The sequence below is a fragment of the Embleya sp. NPDC056575 genome (assembly GCF_042793325.1).
Lineage (GTDB): Bacteria > Actinomycetota > Actinomycetes > Streptomycetales > Streptomycetaceae > Embleya.
Genome location: NZ_JBHTVA010000006.1, coordinates 168,750 through 191,669 on the forward strand (window position 1 = coordinate 168,750; position 22,920 = coordinate 191,669).

General features: G+C 69.3%; 23 protein-coding genes and 2 pseudogenes. 11 read left to right on the forward strand and 14 right to left on the reverse strand.

Features of this window, described 5'->3' with window-relative positions; genetic code table 11:
• Positions 1 to 780 precede the first annotated feature (780 nt).
• Positions 781 to 999 (forward strand): annotated as a pseudogene (locus tag ACFRCG_RS06850) (helix-turn-helix domain-containing protein); the annotation flags it as partial.
• 531 nt (positions 1,000 to 1,530) lie between these two features.
• Positions 1,531 to 1,893 carry an acyltransferase domain-containing protein gene (locus ACFRCG_RS06855; protein WP_380029526.1) on the forward strand — a complete coding sequence of 121 codons (363 nt, stop codon included), beginning with the start codon at positions 1,531 to 1,533 and terminating at the stop codon, positions 1,891 to 1,893.
• Here ACFRCG_RS06855 and ACFRCG_RS06860 read toward each other — a convergent pair.
• The 4 genes from ACFRCG_RS06860 to ACFRCG_RS06875 form a co-directional block, all read right to left on the reverse strand.
• Entirely contained in the window at positions 1,883 to 2,767 is an 885-nt protein-coding gene (locus ACFRCG_RS06860) for a hypothetical protein (protein WP_380029528.1), read from the reverse strand. The two genes, ACFRCG_RS06855 and ACFRCG_RS06860, sit on opposite strands and share 11 nt — an antisense overlap.
• Before the next feature lie 181 nt (positions 2,768 to 2,948).
• Entirely contained in the window at positions 2,949 to 4,004 is a 1,056-nt protein-coding gene (locus tag ACFRCG_RS06865) for a ribosome-inactivating family protein (protein ID WP_380029531.1), read from the reverse strand.
• 253 nt (positions 4,005 to 4,257) lie between these two features.
• Positions 4,258 to 4,443: a hypothetical protein gene (locus ACFRCG_RS06870; protein ID WP_380029533.1), complete on the reverse strand. Its 186-nt coding sequence runs from the start codon at positions 4,441 to 4,443 to the stop codon at positions 4,258 to 4,260.
• 199 nt (positions 4,444 to 4,642) lie between these two features.
• Complete coding sequence (locus tag ACFRCG_RS06875) at positions 4,643 to 5,533, reverse strand: helix-turn-helix domain-containing protein (protein ID WP_380029535.1); 891 nt, start codon at positions 5,531 to 5,533, stop codon at positions 4,643 to 4,645.
• Positions 5,534 to 5,680: 147 nt separating this feature from the next.
• On the opposite strand from ACFRCG_RS06875, the gene ACFRCG_RS06880 reads away from it, so the two are divergent.
• The gene (locus tag ACFRCG_RS06880; protein WP_380029538.1) at positions 5,681 to 7,225 is read left to right on the forward strand and encodes an MFS transporter; all 1,545 of its coding nucleotides are present in this window, start codon (positions 5,681 to 5,683) and stop codon (positions 7,223 to 7,225) included.
• A gap of 682 nt (positions 7,226 to 7,907) precedes the next feature.
• Here ACFRCG_RS06880 and ACFRCG_RS06885 read toward each other — a convergent pair.
• Entirely contained in the window at positions 7,908 to 9,767 is a 1,860-nt protein-coding gene (locus ACFRCG_RS06885) for a type IV secretory system conjugative DNA transfer family protein (protein ID WP_380029540.1), read from the reverse strand.
• 899 nt (positions 9,768 to 10,666) lie between these two features.
• Here ACFRCG_RS06885 and ACFRCG_RS06890 point away from each other — a divergent pair.
• Positions 10,667 to 11,266 (forward strand): cysteine dioxygenase, encoded by a 600-nt coding sequence (locus tag ACFRCG_RS06890; RefSeq protein ID WP_380029542.1) that lies wholly within the window; start codon positions 10,667 to 10,669, stop codon positions 11,264 to 11,266.
• A 332-nt stretch (positions 11,267 to 11,598) separates the two neighbouring features.
• A pseudogene (locus ACFRCG_RS06895) lies at positions 11,599 to 12,386 on the forward strand (DUF1266 domain-containing protein).
• Between the two features lie 220 nt (positions 12,387 to 12,606).
• Here the strand turns inward: ACFRCG_RS06895 and ACFRCG_RS06900 are convergent.
• On the reverse strand, positions 12,607 to 12,846 hold the full coding sequence (locus tag ACFRCG_RS06900) for a hypothetical protein (protein WP_380029544.1): 240 nt from the start codon (positions 12,844 to 12,846) through the stop codon (positions 12,607 to 12,609).
• A 402-nt stretch (positions 12,847 to 13,248) separates the two neighbouring features.
• Positions 13,249 to 13,626: a hypothetical protein gene (locus ACFRCG_RS06905; protein WP_380029546.1), complete on the reverse strand. Its 378-nt coding sequence runs from the start codon at positions 13,624 to 13,626 to the stop codon at positions 13,249 to 13,251.
• 382 nt (positions 13,627 to 14,008) lie between these two features.
• On the opposite strand from ACFRCG_RS06905, the gene ACFRCG_RS06910 reads away from it, so the two are divergent.
• The 3 genes from ACFRCG_RS06910 (at position 14,009) to ACFRCG_RS06920 (ending at position 15,655) form a co-directional block, all read left to right on the forward strand.
• Positions 14,009 to 14,851 (forward strand): DNA polymerase beta superfamily protein, encoded by an 843-nt coding sequence (locus ACFRCG_RS06910; RefSeq protein WP_380029548.1) that lies wholly within the window; start codon positions 14,009 to 14,011, stop codon positions 14,849 to 14,851.
• Between the two features lie 262 nt (positions 14,852 to 15,113).
• On the forward strand, positions 15,114 to 15,320 hold the full coding sequence (locus ACFRCG_RS06915; RefSeq protein WP_380029550.1) for a hypothetical protein: 207 nt from the start codon (positions 15,114 to 15,116) through the stop codon (positions 15,318 to 15,320).
• A gap of 20 nt (positions 15,321 to 15,340) precedes the next feature.
• Complete coding sequence (locus ACFRCG_RS06920; RefSeq protein ID WP_380029552.1) at positions 15,341 to 15,655, forward strand: transposase; 315 nt, start codon at positions 15,341 to 15,343, stop codon at positions 15,653 to 15,655.
• Here the strand turns inward: ACFRCG_RS06920 and ACFRCG_RS06925 are convergent.
• A complete protein-coding gene (locus tag ACFRCG_RS06925) occupies positions 15,611 to 17,011 on the reverse strand; it encodes an IS30 family transposase (protein WP_380029554.1) in 1,401 nt (466 codons plus the stop codon). The genes ACFRCG_RS06920 and ACFRCG_RS06925 overlap by 45 nt on opposite strands.
• 52 nt (positions 17,012 to 17,063) lie before the next feature.
• Between ACFRCG_RS06925 and ACFRCG_RS06930 the strand changes: the two genes are divergently transcribed.
• Entirely contained in the window at positions 17,064 to 17,345 is a 282-nt protein-coding gene (locus tag ACFRCG_RS06930) for an integrase core domain-containing protein (RefSeq protein ID WP_380029556.1), read from the forward strand.
• Positions 17,346 to 17,563: 218 nt separating this feature from the next.
• On the opposite strand, the gene ACFRCG_RS06935 is transcribed toward ACFRCG_RS06930, so the two are convergent.
• The 4 genes from ACFRCG_RS06935 to ACFRCG_RS06950 form a co-directional block, all read right to left on the reverse strand.
• Positions 17,564 to 17,944, reverse strand: coding sequence for a hypothetical protein (locus ACFRCG_RS06935; protein ID WP_380029558.1), 381 nt, complete (start codon positions 17,942 to 17,944; stop codon positions 17,564 to 17,566).
• 403 nt (positions 17,945 to 18,347) lie between these two features.
• Positions 18,348 to 18,887, reverse strand: a complete 540-nt coding sequence (locus ACFRCG_RS06940) for a flavoprotein (RefSeq protein ID WP_380029564.1) — start codon at positions 18,885 to 18,887, stop codon at positions 18,348 to 18,350.
• A complete protein-coding gene (locus ACFRCG_RS06945; RefSeq protein WP_380029566.1) occupies positions 18,884 to 19,303 on the reverse strand; it encodes a hypothetical protein in 420 nt (139 codons plus the stop codon). The genes ACFRCG_RS06940 and ACFRCG_RS06945 overlap by 4 nt, the downstream gene beginning before the upstream one ends.
• A gap of 174 nt (positions 19,304 to 19,477) precedes the next feature.
• Positions 19,478 to 19,954, reverse strand: a complete 477-nt coding sequence (locus ACFRCG_RS06950; RefSeq protein ID WP_380029568.1) for a hypothetical protein — start codon at positions 19,952 to 19,954, stop codon at positions 19,478 to 19,480.
• Between the two features lie 835 nt (positions 19,955 to 20,789).
• Here ACFRCG_RS06950 and ACFRCG_RS06955 point away from each other — a divergent pair.
• Together ACFRCG_RS06955 and ACFRCG_RS06960 are read left to right on the forward strand one after the other, a co-directional pair.
• Positions 20,790 to 21,377, forward strand: coding sequence for an RNA polymerase sigma factor (locus tag ACFRCG_RS06955; protein ID WP_380029570.1), 588 nt, complete (start codon positions 20,790 to 20,792; stop codon positions 21,375 to 21,377).
• Positions 21,378 to 21,382: 5 nt separating this feature from the next.
• A complete protein-coding gene (locus ACFRCG_RS06960) occupies positions 21,383 to 22,111 on the forward strand; it encodes a hypothetical protein (RefSeq protein ID WP_380029572.1) in 729 nt (242 codons plus the stop codon).
• Positions 22,112 to 22,135: 24 nt separating this feature from the next.
• On the opposite strand, the gene ACFRCG_RS06965 is transcribed toward ACFRCG_RS06960, so the two are convergent.
• Together ACFRCG_RS06965 and ACFRCG_RS06970 are read right to left on the reverse strand one after the other, a co-directional pair.
• Positions 22,136 to 22,387: a hypothetical protein gene (locus ACFRCG_RS06965; RefSeq protein WP_380029574.1), complete on the reverse strand. Its 252-nt coding sequence runs from the start codon at positions 22,385 to 22,387 to the stop codon at positions 22,136 to 22,138.
• Between the two features lies 1 nt (position 22,388).
• Positions 22,389 to 22,667 (reverse strand): hypothetical protein, encoded by a 279-nt coding sequence (locus ACFRCG_RS06970; protein ID WP_380029657.1) that lies wholly within the window; start codon positions 22,665 to 22,667, stop codon positions 22,389 to 22,391.
• Positions 22,668 to 22,920 lie beyond the last annotated feature (253 nt).

Genomic DNA, 22,920 nt, shown 5'->3' on the forward strand with positions numbered 1-22,920 from the left:
ATCGTCGTGACGGTGTGCCCGCCGTGGTGATCGTAGGGTGACGGGCGCCTGACATGATCGAGGTCGTCATCGCACCGCGTACTGGCCGGCCCGTACCCGCCGGGGATCGCCCCGGACGCAAATGGTGCGAGCCCGCCGCCGATGACCCGCCGGAGTCGGGGGCACCGGACGCGTCCGGCCGAGGCACGAACCGCCCTGCCCGGCCGGGCGTGACGCGGACGTACGGTAAGGGACCGCGAGCAGGCCGACGCTCATCGCGGTGGCGGCCGCGACGGTGGTGATCTTCCTGATTCCGTTCATCGGTTACTCCTGTACGTGTCGTGGTGTGGGTCTCGGCTGTCGGGGCGGACGTGCGCCCCCGGTGCATGGATCCCGATGACAAGACGAAAGGCTGGCCAATCCCCGGAGACCAGGCAAGGACGGATCGTCGTCCCGGACAGTCCGGGAGCTGTCCGGCCTGGTCAGCGCCTTGTTCGGAACGTTTCCCGTTCTTGTTCGGGACGCCGGACGCGTGACGAGAAGGGAAAGTCCCCTTCTTGCGGGGAGGCGGCCGTGTCGGCCGGTGCGTGGGTTCCGAGAGCCGACCCAACTGCGGAGCAAGCTCTTCGTCGCCGCTCAGCCGTGGGACCGGTCGTTCTCGCGGGCGTGTTCACGGGGTTGGGCGAGTGACGTGTGCAGTCCCAGGAGTTCCTTGACGCGGAAGTCGCTGGACATGATTGACGGTCGCAGGAGGTCTTCGGCGGTCCGGGGATGTTCTTGACGGTCGTCGTTGCGTTGAGCATGATCGAAATACCGGAATCGCCTGCGGCAGGGCACGAGGACTGGACGGTGGAGCATCGGTTCCGTGCGGTGGTCGAGGTGCTCGACGGGTCGACGGTGGCCGAGGTCGCCCGCCGGTACGGCACGTCGCGCCAGTCCCTGCACACGTGGCTGCGACGATTCCGCGAGGGCGGACGGGACGGCCCGAAGGACCGCTCGCGGCGGCCCCACACCCGTTGCCGGGCGCGTGGAGCCTGAAGTTCAGCCCGTCATTGGTCGGCCGGACGGTCACCGCCTGGATCTCCCACCGCACCGTCCACGTCCTGCTCGACGGGCAACTGATCCGAACCCGCTCGATGTCCTTCACCGACGCCGACCTGCAATTCAGGTCCAGGGCATGCATCCCGACGAATTGTCCTGATCGAGGTCAGGACTTGCCCGGCTCGGTCCTACCGGTCCGCCGCCTCCGGGTGCTCGTCGGGTGGCGCGAGGCTGTGCTCCGGCTGTTCGCGGTATCGGGCAACTCTCCGCAGTCCCTGGCCCGTGCTGTCTCCCGACTCGTCGCCCGGTCCGAGGGCCCCGGCGCGCACTCGAAGCTGCCGGACGTGGCACACACCCTGGCACAGCGACGTTCGCACGCGGAGTACCGGCGACGGTCGTCGCGCGGGATCGCCGGCAACTGGCCTTTCGCGCCCGTGCGTTCGATGCCGACGAGGCAGTGGACGGGGTGGTCTGGGGTTCACCGCTGTTGCCCCCGAGCACTCGGGCCCGGTGTTCGTCTTCACCGGACAGGGTTCACAGCGGCCCGGCATGTGCCGAGGGCTGCCGGCCGGCGAGCCGGTGTTCGCCGCGGCGATCGACGAACTGCGGCCGCTGATCGAGGCGGAGTCCGGATTCTCGCTGTGCGAAGTGGTCGAATATTCAGAGCGGTTGGTCGGGCTGCGGGGAATCCAGCCCGCTCCCTTCGGCGTCCGGGTGGCGCTTGCCGCCGTCCGGCGGTCCCCGGGGACCCACAGTCCGCGACAGGGATCAAAAACGCCTCTCCTGAGAGACGTCAGGACGTCCCCGGCCCGAGGGAGACGGTCCGCCGCGAGCCTCGACGGACCGTCATGGGATGCCGCCGCTATTTCGTGATGTCCGAGATGTAGAGTCGGGCGTACTTCTCGATCTGTCGGCGGGTCTCGACCGTCCCGTTCTGCGCGCCGAAACGGAACGGCCTCGGCAAAACGTAGTCGGGATTGCTGTTCCGCAGAATCTCCCGCGATTCGTACAGGTAGTGGGAGAAGGACACCGTACTTGTCTGGAGTTCCCGAGTCTGCGGGGTGTAGATCCGGGCTTCGTTGCCGTCGAACGGCAGGGCCATGGCGTTACCCGCCCGGTCGCGCCAGCTCGTGTAGCGTACGCCTTCGCTATAGGCAGCGGACAGGGCGTTCATGGCGTCCGCGACGATCCTGCGGAAACGGGGGTTTTGTTCGTAGGGGATGATGTCGAAGAGGCGACCTGCCTCGTGAAGGAAATCCGAGGCGTCGTATGCCTCCTGAGGACTGCCGCCGGTCAGCTCGATCTCACGGTTCCAGTCGGCGTACGAACCGGTTATCGCCGCCTCCACCGCGCGCCCGCCGATGCTCGAAGCGAAGTTCCGCATCTCCGAGATGGCGATCGCATTCGCGTCCATGAAATAATAGACGACGTTTTCCCGTGTCATGAATCCTGCGATGTAGAGCGAGTGGGGATTGATAAACAGAACTCCTACGCGCTGGTTCACCACGTTGCGGATGTCGAGTGCGATCAATCCGCCGTTGTAGGGCTGAGTTTCTCTCAGTGAACCGGCGACGGGATGACCCGCTACACGACGGATCTCGTCTATCGTGTCGTAATATATCTGCCTGCCGTCTTGGCCGGTGCTTTGCAGGGTGACGATATGGGTGGTAACCCACGTTACCGTGCCGGGGCGGACGTCCGCGGAAGACGGCTGGACGGTACCCCCAAGGATGGCGAGAGCGACCACGACGCATGTGAGTGCACGGGAGACGATTTTGCTTCTGCGGATTCTTGACATCATTACTCTGCGGACTCCGAATCTGATCGAATTGGACTTCCGGGCGGGTAACCCACGGGCATCGGAGGCAGTGGCGTGCGGCCGAAGTCTTCTTCTCCCGCGCTGCACCGACGCGGGACCATGGCGAGACCTAGCCGTCTTTGCCCTTGATGCTCCTGACGTACGTGCGTACGTCCTGCCAGTCGCGCAGCGTTGTGCCGAGTCCCGGTATGTAGCGTGGGGAGGTGTTCGGGTTTTCGGTGACAGCGTGGGCGAAGTTCGATATGTCCTGCCAGGACGACCTCAGTCGCAGAGCCTCGTCGTCGAGATAATAATGGTTGCTGCTGCCGTCCAGGGCTGCGGAGAACTCGTCGCGGTAGTGGGGGAAGCGAGCGGCTTCGGAGAACGCCGCCATGAATTTGAACATCGCCAGGGAGACCTGCTGACGCATTGTTCCGTTCGCGCTCTGGCCGTCGAGGACACTGCCCAGGGTGTATGCGGTGGACCGCATGTCGTACACGTCCGTTCGGGTCGGCTCCGCCGGCACGTTCTTACGAAGATCGGCGTATGTTCCCGCCAATCCCAGCAAGATCGGGGCGACACCGCCGTCGTTACGCCGCACTTCGTCCGCCACATACCCGGGGGTGTCCGAGAAGACGTAGGATTTGCCATTCCTCGCTCGAAACCCTGCCGTGTACAGGTTCTGCGGGTTCAGGTACAGCCAACACAGTGGGTCGCCGTGAGCGGAGTTCAACTGAAGAGCGACGAGTCCCGCCGTACTCGCTTTCCCCATTGTTTCGTAGACGTCACCCCGGTAGACGTGCCCGGCCGCCTTCCGTAGTTCCGTGACGGCTGTCTGATACCGGTCCGTGTTGTATGCGTCCGGCAGTTCGTCGTCCAGTGTCAGAACGACATATCTGGTCGTGTGGTCCGGAGTGTCCGCGCCGGCGGACGGTACGGGGGCGCTCAGCGAAAGCGCGAAGGCACTCAGGCAAAGCGCGACTGCGCGGCGCGGGTGACGGCGCCGCCGAGTTTTCGATGTCATCACGGCTTGATCCATGCTCCAGTCGACGGGGAAGGGCGGCCGGCAGGCGCGGGACATGTTCGTCGCGTCATTCGTCTCCGAGTCGTGACCGCGGTTCTCGGGGACGAACTCGAACTCTCCTCCGATCGGCGAGACGACGGTCTGCGTGCCGGCTTCATCCAAGTGACCGTGCAGGGCGCCTACTTGTGACAGGCGAAGCGAGCGGTCGGTGGCGGCCCGGCCGGCGGGGTCGGCCTCGAGGAGGGCGTTCGAGAAGGGTTGTTCGGGGGCGCGTTCTTGCTGCGGCTCGGTGAAGCAGAAGCATGATGGTGGAGAGGTGGACGGCGCTCTCGGAAGCGCCGAGGCGGGTCCTTTTCCGCGCGGCCTCCCGCCGAACCGGACGTGACTGTTCCCTTGTCATCCGGCTCTCCGGTGACTACTGCGTGTGTGGTTTGGCCTGCCGTTCGTGCAGGTCGGACCGCAGGGTGCCGGAGTGACCGGCGGGAACGTCGTAGGCCACGCGGACCCGCCGGTGCTCGAAGGTGGTCACGCCGTGGCGGCCGGCGTGACCCCGTTCGACGGACTGGCTCGCGGAGGTTTCCACGCCGGTGCTCGCGCCCATGCCGAAGGTGTGGCCGATACCTCCACCCCGACGGAGACGCCGACGGTGCCCACCGTGCTGCGGAAGAACTCCGCCGACCGGTCGTTCGAGACGCCCTGTTCGATCTCCTCGGAGATCTGGCCGCGCCCCGTCCGCGGAAGTCGGCGTGGCGGACGAGGTCGTGCCGGGAGGCGCGTGCGACCCGGGCCGGGGTGTACCGCTAGCGCGGTTCCGCGGCTGCGGTCGGGGGTGCGGTCGCGGGCGGGGCGGTGTTCTCGTTGCGGCCCAGGCCGGCCAGGCGGCGTAGTGCGTGCTCGGATGCGGAGCCCGGCTCGGCGGCGAACAGGTCGAGGCCGCTGTAGTCGAGGTCGCCGGGCAGAGTCACGAGTTCGCCGTACAACTCCAGGTCGCCGACGACGGGGTGGTGCAGCCGGTAGAAGCGGTGGCCCGTGCGTGCGACGGGATGGGACGACCACATCCGTGCGAACTCGGGACTGGCCGCGCGCAGCCGCTCGATGTGTGCGGTCAGGCGCGGGTCGCCTCGGTAGCAGGCGGACAACACCCTCAGGTGCGCGACGTGTTCGACCGCCGTGCGCTCCCAGTTGTCGCCGTGCATGTCGCGTATGTCCGGCCGGAGGAAGATCAGGTCGGAGATGCTGCGACCGCCCTCGGGCATGGCCGCGAAGTCGCCGAAGAGAGCGGTCGCGACCGGGTTCCACGCCACCACCTCGGTGTGCCGCCCGACCAGGATCGCCGGGGTCGCGTCGAAGGACGCCACCAGGTGCCGCAGGCCCGGGCGCGGCGGGACGGTGGTCCCGGGGCAGGTGCGGGCGTCGGGCCTGGCGAGTTGGTTCAGGTACGTCCGCTCGTCCTCGTCCAGGCGCAACGCCCTCCCGATCGTAGCCAGGATCTCCGCTGAGACGCTGTCGGCCCGGCCCTGTTCGAGGCGCGTGTAGTGCGCGACGCTGACACCGGCGAGACCCGCCAGCTCCTCGCGGCGCAGGCCCGCGACGCGGCGGCGGCCGCCGTACGCCCGCAGCCCGACGTCCTCCGGACTCAGACGGGCGCGGCGTGACTTGAGGAACTCGCTCAGTTCGATACGTGCGTCCACACCGCGACCATAACCGGGACGGTGCGAGGGTGATCACGCGGTGCGTAGGCAAAGTCGGGACCTGGGTAGCCCGCGGCGGTGCGCCCACGCTGGGAAACGACCCAGCCGCCCGCCTCACTCCCGAGGCCATTTCCGGAGGTCGGCCTCATGCCGTCGCCTGCCAACCCCGTACGCCCCACCAACCTCACACGCCCCGCCTGGACACTCGCCCTCCTCGCCCTCGCGGGCCTGATCACCGCGCTCGACTTCACGATCGTGTACGTCGCTCTGCCCGAGATCGCCGGCGACGTCGGCTTCTCCGACCGCGGGCTGCAGTGGGTCGTCAGCTCGTACGCCGTCGTGTACGGCGGACTCCTGCTGCTTGGCGGCCGCCTCGCGGACCTGCTCGGCAGACGCCGTATGTTCGTGCTCGGCCTGGCGCTGTACGGCGCCGGCTCGCTGCTGGGCGGCCTCGCCACCGCGCCGGCGGCACTGATCGGCGCGCGGGCCGTGCAGGGCGTGGGCGGCGCGGTCCTGTTCCCCGCGACGCTGTCGCTTGTGAACACGCTGTTCGAGGAGGGGCATTCGCGGACCCGAGCGCTGACCGTGTGGGCGGTGTCGGGAGCGGGTGGGCTGAGCCTGGGTGCGCTGCTCGGCGGCGTACTGACAAGTGTGTTCGGTTGGCAGGCGGTGTTCTATGTGAACGTGCCGCTGGTCGTGGTCGCCGCGTCGGCCGCGTTCGCGCTGCTGCCCGCCGACGCGGCGTGGCGCGGCGGACGTGAGGGGCGCGAAGTGCGCGAGGGCCGGAATGGACGCGGCGAGCACGACGGGCGCCGCGGTGTGGGTGTGGCGCGGCCCGGCTTCGACTTCCCGGGCGCGTTGACCGGCACGGTCGGGCTCACCCTGCTGGTGTTCGCGATTGCGCAGGGGCCGGAGTGGGGTTGGACGGATCCCCGGGTGCCGGGCGCGGCGGGAGTGGCACTGCTGTTGCTCGCGGGATTCGTCGCGGTGGAGTCGCGGACGGCCGATCCGCTGCTGCCGCTGCGCCTGTTCAAGCAGCGCGGTCTGACGGCCGCGACCGGGGTGATCCTGGTGTTCGGACTGACTCTGCAGGCCGTGCCGTTCTTTCTGACGTTGTGGTTCCAAAACGAGATGGGCTTTTCGGCGCTGCGCACAGGGGTCGCGTTTCTGGGGCCGACGCTGTCGATCACAGTGGGCAATCTCGCGGGTGAGCGCCTCGTGGGGCGCCTGGGCGTGCGTCGCACACTGATGGTCGGGTTCGCGGTCGCGGCGCTGGGGGCCGCGGTGCTGGCGCTGGGGATGACGGACGACTCGACGTACGTCGGACTGCTGCCCGGCATCGTCGCCTTCGGGCTGGGCACCGGCACCTTGTTCACCACGATGTGGGTCGCCGCCGCGTCGGGGGTCGCGGACGCCGAGCAGGGCGCCGCGACCGGACTGGCGTCCACCGCACTCCAGTTCGGCTCCGGGGCCGGCCTGGCGGTGCTGGTTTCCGTGGGCGGGATCCGGACGGCCGTGGCGGTGGTCGCGGTGGGCGCCCTCATCGGTCTCCCGGCCGCGTTGACTCTCCCGAAGGCCGTGCGGCCTTCTGCCGATCCGGCCGGGGCCGGGCCCGCCGATCCGATCGGTCGGTCTTCTTCGTCCTCGTCCTCGTCCTCGGCGCGGTCGCGCTCGGCCCGCGACGTCTCGTAGGCGTGGGCGGTCTGCTCCGATGTGGCGTCTGCGTCGGACGGGCGCATGTCGCTTCCCCGCACCACCACGCGCGGCAGCGAGTGCATGCCGTGGTGGTCCCCGTGAAGCCGGTGCTCGCCACACCTCGGTGTCAGGGATGGAAACCTCCTGCGGCATCGCACCCATCGGTGCCGGGTGCGATGCCGCTGTGTCTCCGGCGTGTGACGGATCAGGGCGGCGGTGTACCTCGGTGCCCTCGGTCGGTTGCCGCGAACGCACGAAACCGTACACACGGTCCGCAACCGGACGCCGTGTGCGCGGGCGGCGATCACAGGTGTCGGCGATGTTCCGTCAGCGGTCGAAGAAGCGAACCACTCGATGTTCCACTCCATCGATGACCTTCGTTTCCCCGGCGTTGGAGTAGAACTCGGTGGGACCCAGGGGAGTTTCGTCGGGATCGGCATCGTCGGGGTTGAGGATGTGCGCGTTGGTGACACACCGCCGAGTCGACGGCGACACCACTCAAGGACAGACGGCCCGGACGCGGCCGGCGACTTCGCGACACGGATCGCGGGCACGACCACCGGTGCGAGTCGGCGGGACGTCGGTGCTCATGACGGTGCGTCGGCGTCCGGGGCAGCACCACCGCCCGGCGGTGACGCCGCCGCAGGGAGCGATCCGCCGACCCCGCCCGCCCCCGCGGTCAGCGCCGCGCGCCACGAGGGCGCGGGCCACTCGCGGGCCCCGCGAGAGCCCCCGCCCCGGCCGATGTCGCCCGCCGCGAAGGTCGCTCGCGTACGACCCGGGGCCGCGAGGCGGCGGCTCGCACCCACGGGTTCGCCCGAGCCGACGGCGAGTGGGCCGTGATCGAAGCCCGGACCGCGTCCGCGTACGGCCCTTGCCACCACGGCAGCGGCTCGACCAGGACCGGGCGCCGTCCGCTCATCAGCACCAGCGCCCGCCCGCGCGGCATCGACGCCAGGTCGGCGACATCCAGAACCGGCTCGGACCGAGACGAACGCCCGACCGAATCGGGCCACCATGCCGACGAACGCCGCGTGGTGCTCGTGGTGCGCGGCTCGAACACTCCCGTGGCGGCGGACAGTACGCCCAGGAAGCGGGTATCCGACACGCCACCGCCGTAGACCCGGACGTTGGCCGCCCCCCACAGCTTGGCCATCCCGACCTCGCCCCACACGGCGGCGCCCTGTGCCCAGGACTGCAGGATCGTCATCATCACAATGCCCCGCGAGCCGTAGTGGCTGTACATCGTCGGGAGTTCCTGCCACGGGCAGACGTTCGCGGCCTCGTCCAACACGAACACCGTCGGCACGGCCAACCGGCCACCCGGACTCCCGATCGCCGCACCCTCGCTCGCGTAGGCGATCGCCGTGGTCAGCGCCAACACCAGCGGCGCCGCCATCTTGCTCGTCTCCTCGGACAGCAGATAGATCGTGCCGCCGACCACGGAGGCGAACCGCGCGTGCGAGAACTCGCGCCGCGCGGGATCGCCACCCGGCGTCACCCACCTCGTGACCTCCGGCGCGGACAGGAACGACGCCATCTGCAGCGCCGTCCCGTACACCCCGGCCCGCTGCGGCCCGGGTGCCGTCAACACCCCCTCCACCGCGGCGGCCGCCGACGTGTGCCCACGGCGACGCAGGATCCGAGCCGGGGTGTCGTCGGTTGCCCGGGTGAGCCAGGTGTACACGTCGGTGATCGGCCGCCCGTCGACGGAGGCGGCGAGCATCAGATGACCGAACAGATCCTGCCCGGCGGGCTCGAAATACCCGTCACTGCGCGTGTGCGGGGCACGATTGACGCTCGCGAAGATCGACGCCAACGTAATGGCGTTGACCACGTTGTCCCCGATGAACGTCAGCGGATTCCACCACCACGTCGCCGGCTCGCCCGCCTGGGCCTGCGGGTCGAACACCCACACCGGGCCTCGTCGCCCACGCACACCACGCGTCGCGTCCAGGATGTCCCGCTTGTTCGAGGTCACCACCACGGTGCCCGGCGCCGACACCACGGCCGGGATCGCACGCGTGACGGTCTTGCCGGTACGCGGCCCCCAGATGTCCACGTGCATGTCCTCCCACGAACCCCACAGGTCCCGACCGCCGCGCACGGTCCGTCCCACCCGCAACCCGGGCCCCGCGCCGCGACGCACCCCCATCCGGCGCGCCGCCGCACGAGCGCCGCGCGTGGTCGTCTCCCGCAACTCCCATCGGGAGGCCAGGTATCGCACGGCCCGGTCGATCCGGTGCACCTCCCGACTCCGCACCTCACGTCGGACGGCGAACCCGCACGCGCCCACCACGCCCGCCATCACCACCGCGGCGACGGTTGCCCACCCGCCCGGCCAGGAGTACTCGCCGGCGACCCACTCGACGACGAACACCACCGGGGGCGGCGGCGGTTGCGCCCCGTGCAAGCGTGCGCCGACGTGGGCCGCCAGCCACAGCCAGGCGCAGACCAGGACGGCGCCGCCCACCAGGACGACGAGGAAAACGACAGGATTGTGCAGGGAGGGGCCTCGGCCCCGATGGGTGGCGCTCACCGCGTGTCCGCTTTCGATCGACCGAATACCGGCAGGGTTCGATCGCGCAGATCCACCGACTACTTGCCGACGACGTCCCGTCACCACACCGCGGGCATGGCCTCACTCCCGGGCCGACCCACACACCGGGACGAGGCCGCCGGCCCCGACACCACACACGCGGCGAACACGAACGCCGCCGCCCTTTCGGCGGAAGCTACGCGTACCGGCCGCGACAACGGGTCCCCGGCGGAACCGCGCGGTGACAAAGGCGATGACGGCACCACACACCACGCCGACCGACCGAGCGGACGGGCGAACAGGACAACGCCGGGCGAGACCCACCGCCGACCGTGTCCATGTCCACCGACCTCCGAGACGAGTGCGCTTGCCCGGCGCTCGGATCACCCCACGAAAGGTCGACGATCGAACGAGCGCTCCCCCAATCCTAGACACCAGTCCCCGACTTCACGCCACACGCCCCCCGACGACGCCACACCGCGCGGGGCAACCGGCTTGACACACCGGGCCCTTCACTGGTTGTGTCCCTCGGCGTGAACGGTCACACGATCTTGTTCCGACGCACCCACGTGGACCTCGTCCGGCACGCGGGCTGCCTGTGTAGCGGCCGGCGCTGACCTCGCCTCCAGCTCTTCCCCAGCGCACTTCGCCGTTGCCCCGGCCGTAGCCGTCGAAGCGATCGAGGGCGTCGAGGGCCGGCCTTCGCCACCCTCCGCTTTCGTCGTCCCGAGGGCCTGCTGCCGCATGCCCGATCATCCCCATCCCACCGTGCGTCGAAGTCCCGACGCCCGGTGCCGGATCGACCCCTTCCGCGTCCGTCGGGAGGTCGGTGCCCGAGGTCGGATCGGCACATGAGGGAGTCACCGCGAAGCGCCGCCGCACCGATCCGAGGACTCTGCATGCCCACATCGCCCACCACCTTCGGCCACCCCGTCGTCCCGAGGTCTCGCACGTCTTCCGGTACGACCGCCGAACCCGCGGCCGTGCCGCACCCGACCGCCCGCGCCGAACGCCGAACGGACCCGCTCCTGGGCTACGCGGTCGAGACGGCGGCCGATCCCACGCTCCTCGACCGGCTGCCTCTCGACGCCACCCAACGCACCTGGATCCGCCTTTCCGCACCGGCCGGATGCGACGCCTGGCTCATCGGCTGGCCCCCCGGAACACGCACAGGATGGCACGACCACGGCGGCTCACGCGGCGCGTTCCACGTCCTGCGCGGCGAACTCGTCGAGTCCACCATCCGCGTGAGCACCCTCCCCACCCGAATCCGAGAACGAGTACCGATGGCGCCGCATCAACCCCCGCCCCTGCGCCTGACGACCGGCCGAGGCCGTGCCTTCGGCCCCTCCCACGTCCACGACGTCCACAACGATTCCCCAACGGTCCACGCCGTCTCCCTCCACCTCTACAGCCCTGCCCTGCCCCTGATGCGCCGCTACTCGATCACCGACGGCGACTTCCTCCTGGAAACGATCGAACGCGCCGAGGACTGGTGATCCCGGGCCCCGCCCACGACGGCCGCCGTACCGATTCGCGCCTGTGCCAAGGCGGTTGCCCGATGCGAGGTCCGCCACCGGCATCCTGGGCAGGGGGCGCACCGGCCGCCACGGCCTCCACGCGGTCATCCGCCCGAACACCCACGCCCACACCATCCGTTCCACGGCGCCGCCGCGGGCGTGAGTTTCCTAGTGCTGCTCCTGGTTGCGCGCCGAGGATGGCCTACCGCCGGCCCCGCACACACGTTCACTCGTGTCCCCGACGGCGTCCACAACCACGCGACATCGGACCTCGACTCGGTCATCCGGCAGTCGTCCCGACGACGGCGGGCATGTCCGGTACGACGCACGACGAGGAGAACCCGGTGTTCGGCCGAAGAAACAAGCAGCCCGAGCCGACCCTGATCACCGACGACGACGGGTACCACGCGGGTCCGATCGCCTTCGGCCTCGCCTGTGGCGCGCACCTCGCGATCGCGAATCGCGTCGCCTGGAACAGGATCGGGCCGCACTTCGAAGGACCCCGCCGTGACCGAATCTCCCTGGACCTCGCGTGGGGCATACGCGACACACGGACGTGGGAGCGGGTCACCGCGCGCCTGTTCCAGGCCGACCGCATCCCCAAGGACGCCGAACTCGCCCTGCACCTTCGTCATCGGCTCGCCCTGACCGACCCGACCCGATGGCGGTCGGAGACGGAACCCCTCCTTCCCTCCGCCGTGCCGGATCCGCGCGATCGCCAGGAGTTTCCGGACCCCGTCGGGCGCATCCTGCGCTACGAGAAGCGATTTCGCGCGGACGGCCTGCTCGCGCCGGACAAGGTGGTGACCTCGGTGGCGGCGTTCGACTTCGCCCGGGCGGTGACCATGGCCCGATGGGCGGTGGGGCCGGCTACTGCACGGTGGCGCAGGCGGTCCCGACCATCGTCGAGGCCGGACGCCTGTGCCGGGCGGCCTACGGTTCCTGGGAGGCGTTCTCGGCGGGCTACACGCTGGGACGTGTGTTGTGGTTCGACGCCGACACCTACGGACGGTGTTACCAGGAGGCCCTCGCCATCCACCACCTCCTTGCCAGCGAGCAGCACAGCCCGTGGTCGACCCTGGCGTGGACACAGCCGTGACGGACCGCCGATGGCGACCAACCGCCGGCGCTCCCACACGGCCCTCCCGTCCGATCGAGCCCGGCCCCGCGGTGGCCCTGCGACATCGGTGCCTCCGTAAACACACCCCCGCTCCTCGCCCCGTCTCACGGAGCCCCCGCCCCGACCGGTCCGCCGGGGTCGGGACACACCTTCGAACATCGTGGCCCGGGTGGACGCGGATCGCGTCGGCGACCTCGGGTCACTCGTCGCCTTCGTACGGGTTGTAGACGAAGCGCCTGCTCTCCAGGTCCAGGCTCACGGGCAGGGCTATGGAGGTGAGGAGTTCGCCGGCGCGGTTGGTTGTCCGCCAGAGCCGGAAATCGAGAAAGCGCAGGTAGCTCCGCAGGATCGATTCGTCCGCACCTCGCCACGGGGTGAGCCACGGGTTGCCCCAGTCGACGTCCGCGCCCTCTGCGCCGATGGCCGACAGGATCTCCACGTATTGTGCGGTGTCCGATTCCTCGTACGGGCCCGTGTGCGGTTGTACCCGTTCCTGCCCCTGCTGCGGCGGCCCCGTGGCTCGGACTACACCACACCGGGGCACGGGCCGTGCTGGTGGCCGTGTGTGTGCTCGGCCCTGTACACGGAACACGAGCCGGCGGAACGGGAGTACGAGGAGCCGTGGCCGATCCCGCCGTCGGCCCCGGGCCGAACACGACGGACACGGCGACGGGCGAACCGGCCCCGCGATGACAATACGAGCGTCACCAGTACCGAGGCCAGACGAGGCCCCCGCTCGGAGTTGGGCGGGGACCTGCTGGTTGTGGCCGCCAGTCGTCAGCTGCGGCGGCGGCCGCGCTTCCCGGCGACGAGCCCTGGCGAGTGCAGCCCGGCGGGCGTCTCAGCCCATGCCGTCGACGAGCGCGATGCGGATGTTCTTGACGCCGCCGCTCTCACTGAAAGTCCCGATGCTCCGGGACTGGCCGGTGAATTCCAGGTACGTGGAGGCTCCGGTCTTGTAATCACGGTTGCCCGAGTTCGCTTCGCCGGATATCACGAGCGTGTGCCACCCGCCCCCTGTACACGTTTGTGTGATGCGGCCGGTCAGCTCGTAGCCGAACCAGGAGCCGACGTGCCAGTAGGAGTAGTTGCCGGAGAACTGAGCGCAGGCGCTTTTGCGGGTGATGTTGGAGGCCGCCTGGGCCGTACCGACCAGGGGGGTTGTGAGCGCCAGGGCGACACCCCCGGCCACTGCCATCGTTGCGATCTTCTTGCGCATGTGACTCCTCTGTCATAGGACACAACAGCGCGGTGTTTGCCGATGGGCCGTTGCGCGAGCACGGGTCGTCGCTCGTGAGCGGCCCGCTGCCGGTGCGGGCCAATCCTCGAACCCACATGGCTGTCCCGGACAGGCCGAACCGCGTTCGGGACATGTCCCGAACAAGCCCGAGCCACCGCGCCGGCATGGGCAGTCGGTGCCCGTCACCCTTCCGCGACTCCCCGGCGCACCCGCGACCGCAGCCGACGTGGTCGAGGACACGCTGTTCTGAGCACAGAACTCCTGCACAACGGGCGGTGTTCGGGAACGCGGCTTCCGAAAACGGACCGTGCTCGCCGGTCGTCTGCGGACATCGGTGCGGAACAGCCCCGATGGTGTCGGGATGCAAAGACCGACCGGCCACGGCCGCCGGTTAGGATGCCGGTTCTCGTGGCACCATCCCGAAGGGCAGTCCGCCGTGGCGTTGGAAACAGAACCGGACCGTCTCGCGGCCATTGTGGCCGAGCAGCCGGATCCGCTGGTATTCGCCACCGTGTCCGGCGCGCACCTGTACGGGTTCCCTTCGAAGGATTCCGATGTCGACCTGCGCGGCGTGCACCTGCTGCCCTTGGCCGACCTCATCGGACTGCACGAGGGCGAGCACACGCGCGGGCGCATGTGGCAGGCCGACGCTGTGGAAAACGACCTCGTCACCCACGATCTGGGCAAGTTCACGCGGCTGTTGTTGCGCCGCAACGGCTACGTCCTCGAGCAGTTGCTCTCGCCCCTGGTCGTACACACCACGCCCGTGCATGCCGAGTTGGTGGCGCTCGTACCGCGCTTGGTGACTCGACACCACGCCCACCACTACGCCGGGTTCGCCCGCACCCAGACGCGGTTGTTCGACCGGACCGGCGAACTCAAACCGCTGCTCTACACCTTCCGGGTGTTGCTGACGGGAATCCACCTGATGAGGACAGGGCAGGTCGTTGCCGACCTGCGGGAACTGGCCGACCTGCACCCGGACGTGGCACCGGCATACCTCGACGACCTCATGGCGGCGAAACGCGAGGCGGAACACGGAGCGCTGAACGGACAGGTCGCGGTCGACGTGGTTCGGGCGGACATCGAACGGTTGCGCACGGCTTTGGACGAGGCCCACACGGCATCCTCGCTCGCGGAACGGCCCGATGCCCACGACGCACTCCACGACCTCCTGGTGAGAGTACGCCTGACCGGACTCTGAACCGACACGAGCGGCCCTTCACGAATCGGGCAGCATCGGCCTCGTGCCGCAACGACCCCCCGAGCCCGTGCAGCCGGCACGTTGCCCGCAAGCGTTCCAACGGATCGTCGTGTCGCGGGACACCACATCACGGTGTACGGAATCCTGTGCGACATCGAGGTCACTCGAGCGCGGCCTCCCAAAACTGTGCAGGTGGGTCGACGGCGTCTGCCCGCAACGTCGTGCCGGTCCGTGGGCGAACGAGAAACGAAAGGACAGAAGCGTGGAACGGCTCACCTGGGATGCGTTGTCGGTGCGCACGCGCACGGCCGTGCACGCGCTGACCGGGCCGATCCACACGGCCACGCCCGTGGAGGCAGGACACCACAGCGCGCTCGCGGTGCACCTGGACACCGCCGACGGCCCGGTGTTCGTGAAAGTGAGGTGCCACGAAGGTTCCGGACAGGGACCCAATAGGGTTGTCCTGTAAGGAATCGAGGAAAGCAGCACATGGCACGTCCCAGCTCGTACACGCCGGAGTTCCGCGAGGAAGCGGTTCAACTGGCGCTGAAGTCCGCTCCTCGGCCGATCGCGCAGACCGCGCGAGAACTCGATGTGCACCCGGAGACGCTCCGCAACTGGGTCCGGGAGTACAAACGCGAGCACAAGAGCACCGACGAGGCGTCCTCCGTGGACGAGCGCGCCAGGCTGAAGGAACTCGAACATCGCGTCCGTGAGCTGGAGATGGAAAACTCCTTCCTGAAAAAAGCCGTCCTGGATTCAAGGGGTCGTCGCAACAACACCGCCTTGTTGGATCAACAGTAGTTGTTCGTTGAGGACTTCGGCTGGTGTCTTCCAGTCGAGGGTTTTGCGGGGTCTGCCGTTGAGTGCGGCGGCGACGGCTTGGAGTTCGTCGGCGTTCCACCGTGACAGGTCGGTGCCTTTCGGGAAGTACTGACGCAGCAGGCCGTTGGTGTTCTCGTTGGTGCCGCGCTGCCAGGGTGAGTGCGGGTCGGCGAAGTACACCTGCAGGCCGGTGTCGATGCGCAGTTGGGTGTGCTGGGCCATTTCCGTGCCGCGGTCCCAGGTCAGCGATCGGCGTAGTTGTTCGGGCAGTGTGGTGATGGTGGTGGCGATGGCGTCCTTGACGGCTCCGGCGCCGCGGCCGGCGAGCGCCGGGCCGTTCTTCACCCGCGCTTCGATGCCGAACCCCTCCATCCGCGGCAGGTGCAGCAGCATGGTGAACCTGGTGGTGCGTTCCACCAGGGTCCCGATCGCGGACCGGCCGGTACCGATGATCAGGTCGCCCTCCCAGTGGCCGGGCACCGCCCGGTCGGCCGCCTCCGAGGGCCGCTCACTGATCACCACATCCGGCGTGACATGACCGCGAGCGCGGTTGCGTGCGCGTTCCCTCGGGACGCGCAACGCCCGTCCTGTGCGCAGGCAGGCGACCAGCTCACGCTTGAGTGCCCCACGTCCTTGGACGAAAAGCGCCTGGTAGATCGCTTCGTACGAGATCCGCATGGACTCATCATCGGGGAAGTCCGTCCTGAGTCGGCGAGAGATCTGCTCCGGGCTCCACGACGTCGCCCACCGACGGTCCTGACGGCGGGGCTTGTTCCGCCCCTTCCACCGCGACGCCTGCGGCCCTGCCGCGGGCGTGCCGTCCGGGAACCGGACCTCGCCCGCGAGGCGGTCCTGCACATACGTGCGCAGCCGCTCGTCGCCCGCCGGCTTCGCGGTCTTGGGCCGCCGCGCCGCCAACTCGGCCTTCCATTGCGCGGTCGACGCCCGGTACTCCAGCCGGCCGCCGCGCGTGGCCGCGTTGCGCCGCAGCTCCCGGGAGACCGTGGCGGGATTCCTGCCCAGGCGGCGCGCGATCTCGCGGACCCCCACGTCCTGGACCGTGAGCAGCGCGATCTCCTCACGCTCGGCGAACGACAGGTATCTACCCGACGGCGGATCCAACTGCATCGGCGGCATGCCGCCACCCTTGCGGAACCACCGCGAACCGACCGGACCCGACACACCGCACGCGATCGCGGCGTCCTCGCTCGTCAAGCCCTCGGCGATCCTCGCCCAGAACGCCCGCTCCACCTCCCGCCGGGGAGGCGGACGACCCGGCGAACGCATCGCCGGACGCCCGGTGAACTGCGTAATCCACCCGACCGGTCTTCCCATGCAACACCTCCACATCCAAGTGTTGCGACGACCAGTTGAATCCACCAACTACATGTCGGTCGAGTACGCGAGCCTGTTCGATGAACTCGGCCTGCGCCGATCCGTCGGCCGTACCGGGATCTGCTTCGACAACGCAATGGCCGAATCCTTCTTCGGGGTATTGAAGAACGAGCGGGTCTCACGCGTGAATTATCCGACTCGCGACGCAGCCCGACGGGATATCACCCGGTACATAGAATTCTGGTACAATCGCAAACGCCTTCACTCGGCTCTGGGTTACCGCCCTCCACGCGAAATACACGCCGAGTTTGAAGAGTTGCGACTGGCCGCATGAACCAACAGCCGGGCCCTGTCCGAAGAACGCGAGGCCCCTCACGGGCCGGGTGTGCTGTTCGCCCGGACGAACGCGCGAAATACCCGAGGGTGCGATGCCCGTGTCTCCACCCCCTCAACGGCGCCCACACCGGAGGGTGTTTCGATCGAAACACCCTCCGGGTTGGCCGACGGCATCGACGTCCGGCTGGAATGCGCGCCGACCCAGGCCAAGCAAGCTCAGTAATCGATGAGCGCGATGCGGATGTCCTTGACGCCGCCGCTCTCACCGAATTCGAAGTCCGTGGCGCGATCACCTCTGTAGGACAAGTACACGTCGGTGCCGTTGCGGTAATCGCCTTCGCCGCCCCCCTGCTGGTCGCCGGTTATCAAAAGCGCGGCAGACCCGCCGCCCGAGCAGGTTCGTATGAAGCTGCCGGTCAGCTTGTAGCCGAACCAGGAGCCGACCTTCCAATAGGAGTATTTGCCGTCGAACCTGGTGCAGGCGCTTGAGCGGGTGATGTTGCTGGCCGTGGCCGCTTGGGCCGTATTGGCCAGGGGGGCCATGAGCGCCAAGGCGGCACCCCCGGCCATGGCCATCGCTGCGATCCTGTTTCGCATGTGACTCCTCCGTCGTAGGTCACGGACAGACCGTGTTGCCGCCAGCGTCTGACGGCTTGGACGGGTGGGACAACACCCACGGCTGTCCCGAACATGTTCGGAACAGGTCCCGGACAGAGCTCCCGCAGTAGATGCCGGTTTCACGGTCGGCACGGTAGGCCATGCGTCCCGCCCATCCGCTCGACGGCGAGCGGGCCCGGAACCGCGACCCGCCGTTCGCGTGGTTGAGGGCGTGGGACTGTAGGCGCGACATCCGACGGACGACGGAATCGGCAGACGCAGCAAAGCCCGGACGAGCAGGTGAGGAGCACACCGCCGTGCGCATGGTTCGCTGGCAACCCTCGCAGCTGGCGAAAACCCCGCCCGCATTCATTCGTACGAGGCCTTCCACACCCCGGAGCCCCTACGCGAACTCGGCGAACAGCAAGCGCCACGGGTACGCGTCGACGCGGTCGCCTCCGGTGCCGGGCTCGTGCAGCTCGTGGACGTCGGGCCCGTACAGCACCCTGACGCCCCGCTCCCGCAACTCCTCGATGCTCCGCTCGAATTTCGGGTGGGCGGCCTGGGCGCGGTTGGTGAACGGCATCGCCGTCACCGGCAGCCCTTTGCCGATGGCCTCGGTGAGCAGCCCCAGTGCGAGGGTGTCGGCGATGCCGAGCGTCCACTTGATCACAGTGTTGACCGTGGCCAGCGCGACGACGATCGCGGTCGGCGCGGGCAACACGTCGGCGGTGCCGGGTTGTTTGTACTCGCTGCGCACCGGATGCCCGGTCAACTCCTCCACCGCCAGCACGTCCACGAAGCCGCGTCCGGCCGGGGTGGTGATCACGCACACGTCCCACCCTCGGGTCTGGGCTGGGCGGACCGGGACGGCGACGTCGCGCGCGGGCGGCGCGCCGCAGGCGATCACATACAGGACACGGGGGCTGTCGGGTGTGGTCATGCGGATAGTCCAGCCCGGTCGGCGAGTTGCCGCAATGCCCAGGGCGGGCCGGTGCGCGAGCGGCGGAGCAGGTCGGTGACCACGACCCGGGCCGGCGGTCTGCACCTCACCTCGGCCGGCGCCAGGGTCTCCACGTCGAGGATCGTGGTCAGCGCCCGGTCGCCGTCACCGGTTTGCAGGTGGGCGCGGGCGACGTCGACGAGGTGGTTCGCGCGACGCTCCGGCCGTAGCGTCGCCAGGCTGGCCGGGGTGATCTGCTCGGCTGCGGCGATCGCGGCCGCGCCGTCGCCCAGTTCCACGCACGCCGACACCCGGTGCACGCCCACGTTTGTGGGGCCGAACGCGGTCCAGTAGTCGTCGCGGCCGTCGCCGACGTGCCGGGCTGCGGCGTCGGCCTCGTCCAGCAGGTGTCGCACCTCGCGAGTGTGCCGGGAGTCGCGCGCCGCGGTCACCAGTTCGGTGCGGAACAGCCCCAGGAGTTCGGCGGTGCGGCTGGTCGGGGCTCGACGGTCGGGGGTGTCGACGATGGCGGTGGCGCAGGCCTGCTCGACGTCGCCCTGGGCGAGTTGGGCTCGGGCGAGTTCGAGGGTTTATATCCGCCGGTTGCGGTCCAGCCAGGCCGGGGCGCAGCAGGGCGAGGGCGTGGTGGGCGTCGGCCTCGGCCGCGGCCGGATCGCCCAGGGTGAGGTGGACGATCCCGCTGAGCCCGGCGAGTTCGGGCGGTCGTAGAAGCGCACCCAGCTCGGGCGGGCGAGTTCGGGGTCGGCGCGGTCGAGGTTGTGTCGGGTGTGGTCGAGGGTGCGTAGTGCGGCGCGGTGATCGCCGAGTGCGGCGTGGGCGCAGGCGGCGCGGGCGTGTCCGAGGCTTCGGTAGAGGGGGTCGCGGCGTGCGGCGGTGGTGCGGGCACAGGCCTCGGCGGGGCGGTCGCGTTCGCGGGCGAGGATGGAGGCATGGCTCCACACGCGCCACCGGGTGGGGGAGTCGCCGGAGAGGCTGGCGAGGTGGGCGGCGCGCTCGAGGTGGCGTTGGGCGTTGGTGTGGCGGGCGTCGTCGGCGGCGGCCCACATGGCGGTGCTGAGGTAGCCTTCGGTCCGCCTGCGAACGCGAAGATCCCCGGCCTCGAACGGCCGGGGACCCGATGCCCGTTCCGGGACAGTCCGCACCGCACAACCCGAGAGATGGGCGAGGACCCGGTAAGTCGGCGGCCCCGGCATCGCACCGCGCACGAAGCCTGTGCGCGAGGTTCACCCGCAGGAGTGGCGAAGTCCCCGCCGGACCGAAGCGCCGGTCGTCTGGGCATTCGGCCCATGCCTGCGGACACGGTAGCCACCGCCTCCCCAACCCAGGGGCCACGCCTCCTCGATTCCCCAGCACCCGCTCGTGCGGACGGCCGTCCTTGCGCCAGTCCCCGGCAGGCTCCCGAGCGGTACACGGAACCGGGCCGCGCGTCCGCTCTCAGCCGCCCAGCACAACCTTCGGCCGGCCGTTCCATAGCAACTCGACTGCCGCCGATGAGAGTTTGTCGACAAATGACCGTAGGGGTGGCGGAAATGATCAAAATGTTGAACACATAGAGCTATTTATTTCATACATTGAGTGATGATGCGGTTGCACAATCAGCTGTTCGAAGCGATTGGCTGTTCTCCGGGAACACCCACGTTCCACCTGCGCCGGCGCCTGCGAAACGGTGCCCGCGCGGAGTTCGAGGAGAAATGAGGAACCTGTGACAACGATCGATGTTGTCGTGGTCGTGCTCCGGACGTCGGCGATACACGCCCCCGTCCGGAACACGCCCGTGCGGGCGCAGTGTTCGGGCGAGGCCGTCGACAGCGGCTTCGTCGGTGGTGGTCGCGGGATCGCGGCGGGGGAGGTGAGGTCTCCCGGCGTGGGGGTGGGGAGATCGTGACCGAGGAGACGGCCGGCGGGATGCCCGCTGCGGTCGGCGGTGCGTCGGTGGAGGGGTTCGAGCGCCGGTTGGCGTTGTCCTTCGAGGCGTTCCACGACGTCCGGAGCCGGCCGTGGCACGAGTACGCCCACTTGGAGCTGGGCGGGCGCAGGGCGGCGGAGGAGGCGGTGCGGGCGGCGTTTCGCGAGTTGAGGGATGCCTGGCCGCGCGTGTTGGAGAGCCCGTCGGTGGAGGCCCACGCCTGGGCCCTGCTCAAGGAACACGTCGCCCGTCGCAGGAGCCGGGGCCGGGGCCGCAAGACGGTGCTCGTGCAGACCGCGGCGTTCATGCTCGCGCAGGGCCGCCCCTGGTTGGAGGAGTTGGGTGCGCTCGAGCATTCGATCGGGCTGTACACGGCGATCGCGAGATTACCGGAAAGGCAGTACGACGTGGTCATGTTGCGGTACGTCCTGGAGTATCCGGACGACAAGGTCGCGCACCTGACGGGAATGCCCCGGGCGACCGTGCGATCCAACGTACGGTGGGCCAAACGGACACTCGCACGCGAACTGGGCATCGACCACTCGGAGCCCGAAGGAGGGTGACGCACGTGCGCAGCAGGCAGGACCACGGCAGGACGGTCGAGGAAGTACTCCGCAGCGCGAGGATCCTCGCCCACGAGTACGACGACCTGGACGTGGCCGCCTCCCGCGAGGACATCACCCGCGACCGACCCGGCCCGACCCGCGCACCCGGCCGGGTGGTGGGCGTCTCGATGCTCGGCCGGGGCCTGGACCTGTCGCGGCACGAACGCGCCGCCCGCGAACTCGGCTCCACCGACGCGATGGTCCTGAACTCCCCCTACGCGGCGCACCGACTGTCACGGCTGGTCAACGACCGCCGCATCGAGCCGCGGGGAGCCCTGGTGTTCGCCTGCCTGCTGCACATCACCGGACGCGACGAGGCGGCCGGCTTCTGGTGGCGCTTTGCCGCCGGGGCCGGCAGCCACACCGCCGCCTACTGCCTCTACCTCGACCACCGCAGCCGCGGCGAGATCCACGACGCCCACTTCTGGCTCGACCAGGCCCACCAACTCGCCCGCACGCCGGCCCCGGCGGACCATCACGACAACCGGGACCGCCCCCTGTTGCCCGACCACGCCCGCGCCGCGATCCTCGAACAATGCCGCCGCGGGGACCTGCCCCGCCTGCCCCACGCCCTCGAGGCCGTCGTCCACCGACTGCGCGTCGAGGCCGACGACGAGGACTACGGCGAGATCCCCCAACCCGACGAAGACCTGCCCCACGCCCTCGTCATCGCGGGCACCGCCGGCACCTGACCCCCCGCCGCCACGAGTTCGCGGTCAGCCGAAGGGAGCGACCAGGCGCAGGACGGTGACGACCAGGACACCGGAGCTGACTTCGTAGCGCAGGACGACGCCGGCGACGGACACCTCGCGGCGATCCCGGTCGCCGCGCACCGGGGCGGAACCGCAGCCGTAGGGGTCGCGGCCGATGGAACCGTTGATCCCGGAGCGGACCTCGCGCTGCCGCGAAGCGCTCAGTTTGGTCAACTCCGCCTCGGCCGTGCTCGCGTACTGCACGAGATACGCCATCTCAGTCCCCCAACTCGCGTGGCTTTCCCTCGTGGTCGAAGAACCCGAACCTCTCACCCGCCCGGGCCTGTGCCGCCGCCTCGTCGTCCTCGGCGTCCGCCTCCGGCGGCAACGCCCACCCCAACAAGGCCCGCGCCTGGATCTGATCCAACGGCGTGGAGTACATCTCCTCGTCGAACGCGGCACGCCGCTCCTCCGGCAGCGCGGCCCGGATCTTGCCGAGCGTGTTCGGCAGTTCGACGCGTTCACCGCGAACCACGGTGGTGTACCCCTCGGCCATCGACACTCTCTCGTTCCTCGCCACGACCCGACGACTCCAGCGTGACATCCCGCCGACGTTGATCGGTAGCCGGCGCATGATGGGCCTTGTGCGCCTTCGAGCGCGCGAGCATGGATCTTGACGGTCGTGCCCACCCATCGGTCCGTGTCCGTCGCGCCCAGGAACAGGTCAGCCTTCCACAGGCCGGCGATGCTGCTCGGCAGTGCCGCGCGTGCCGACTTCTTCGTCAGCGCGGATGCCACCGAGGCGATGT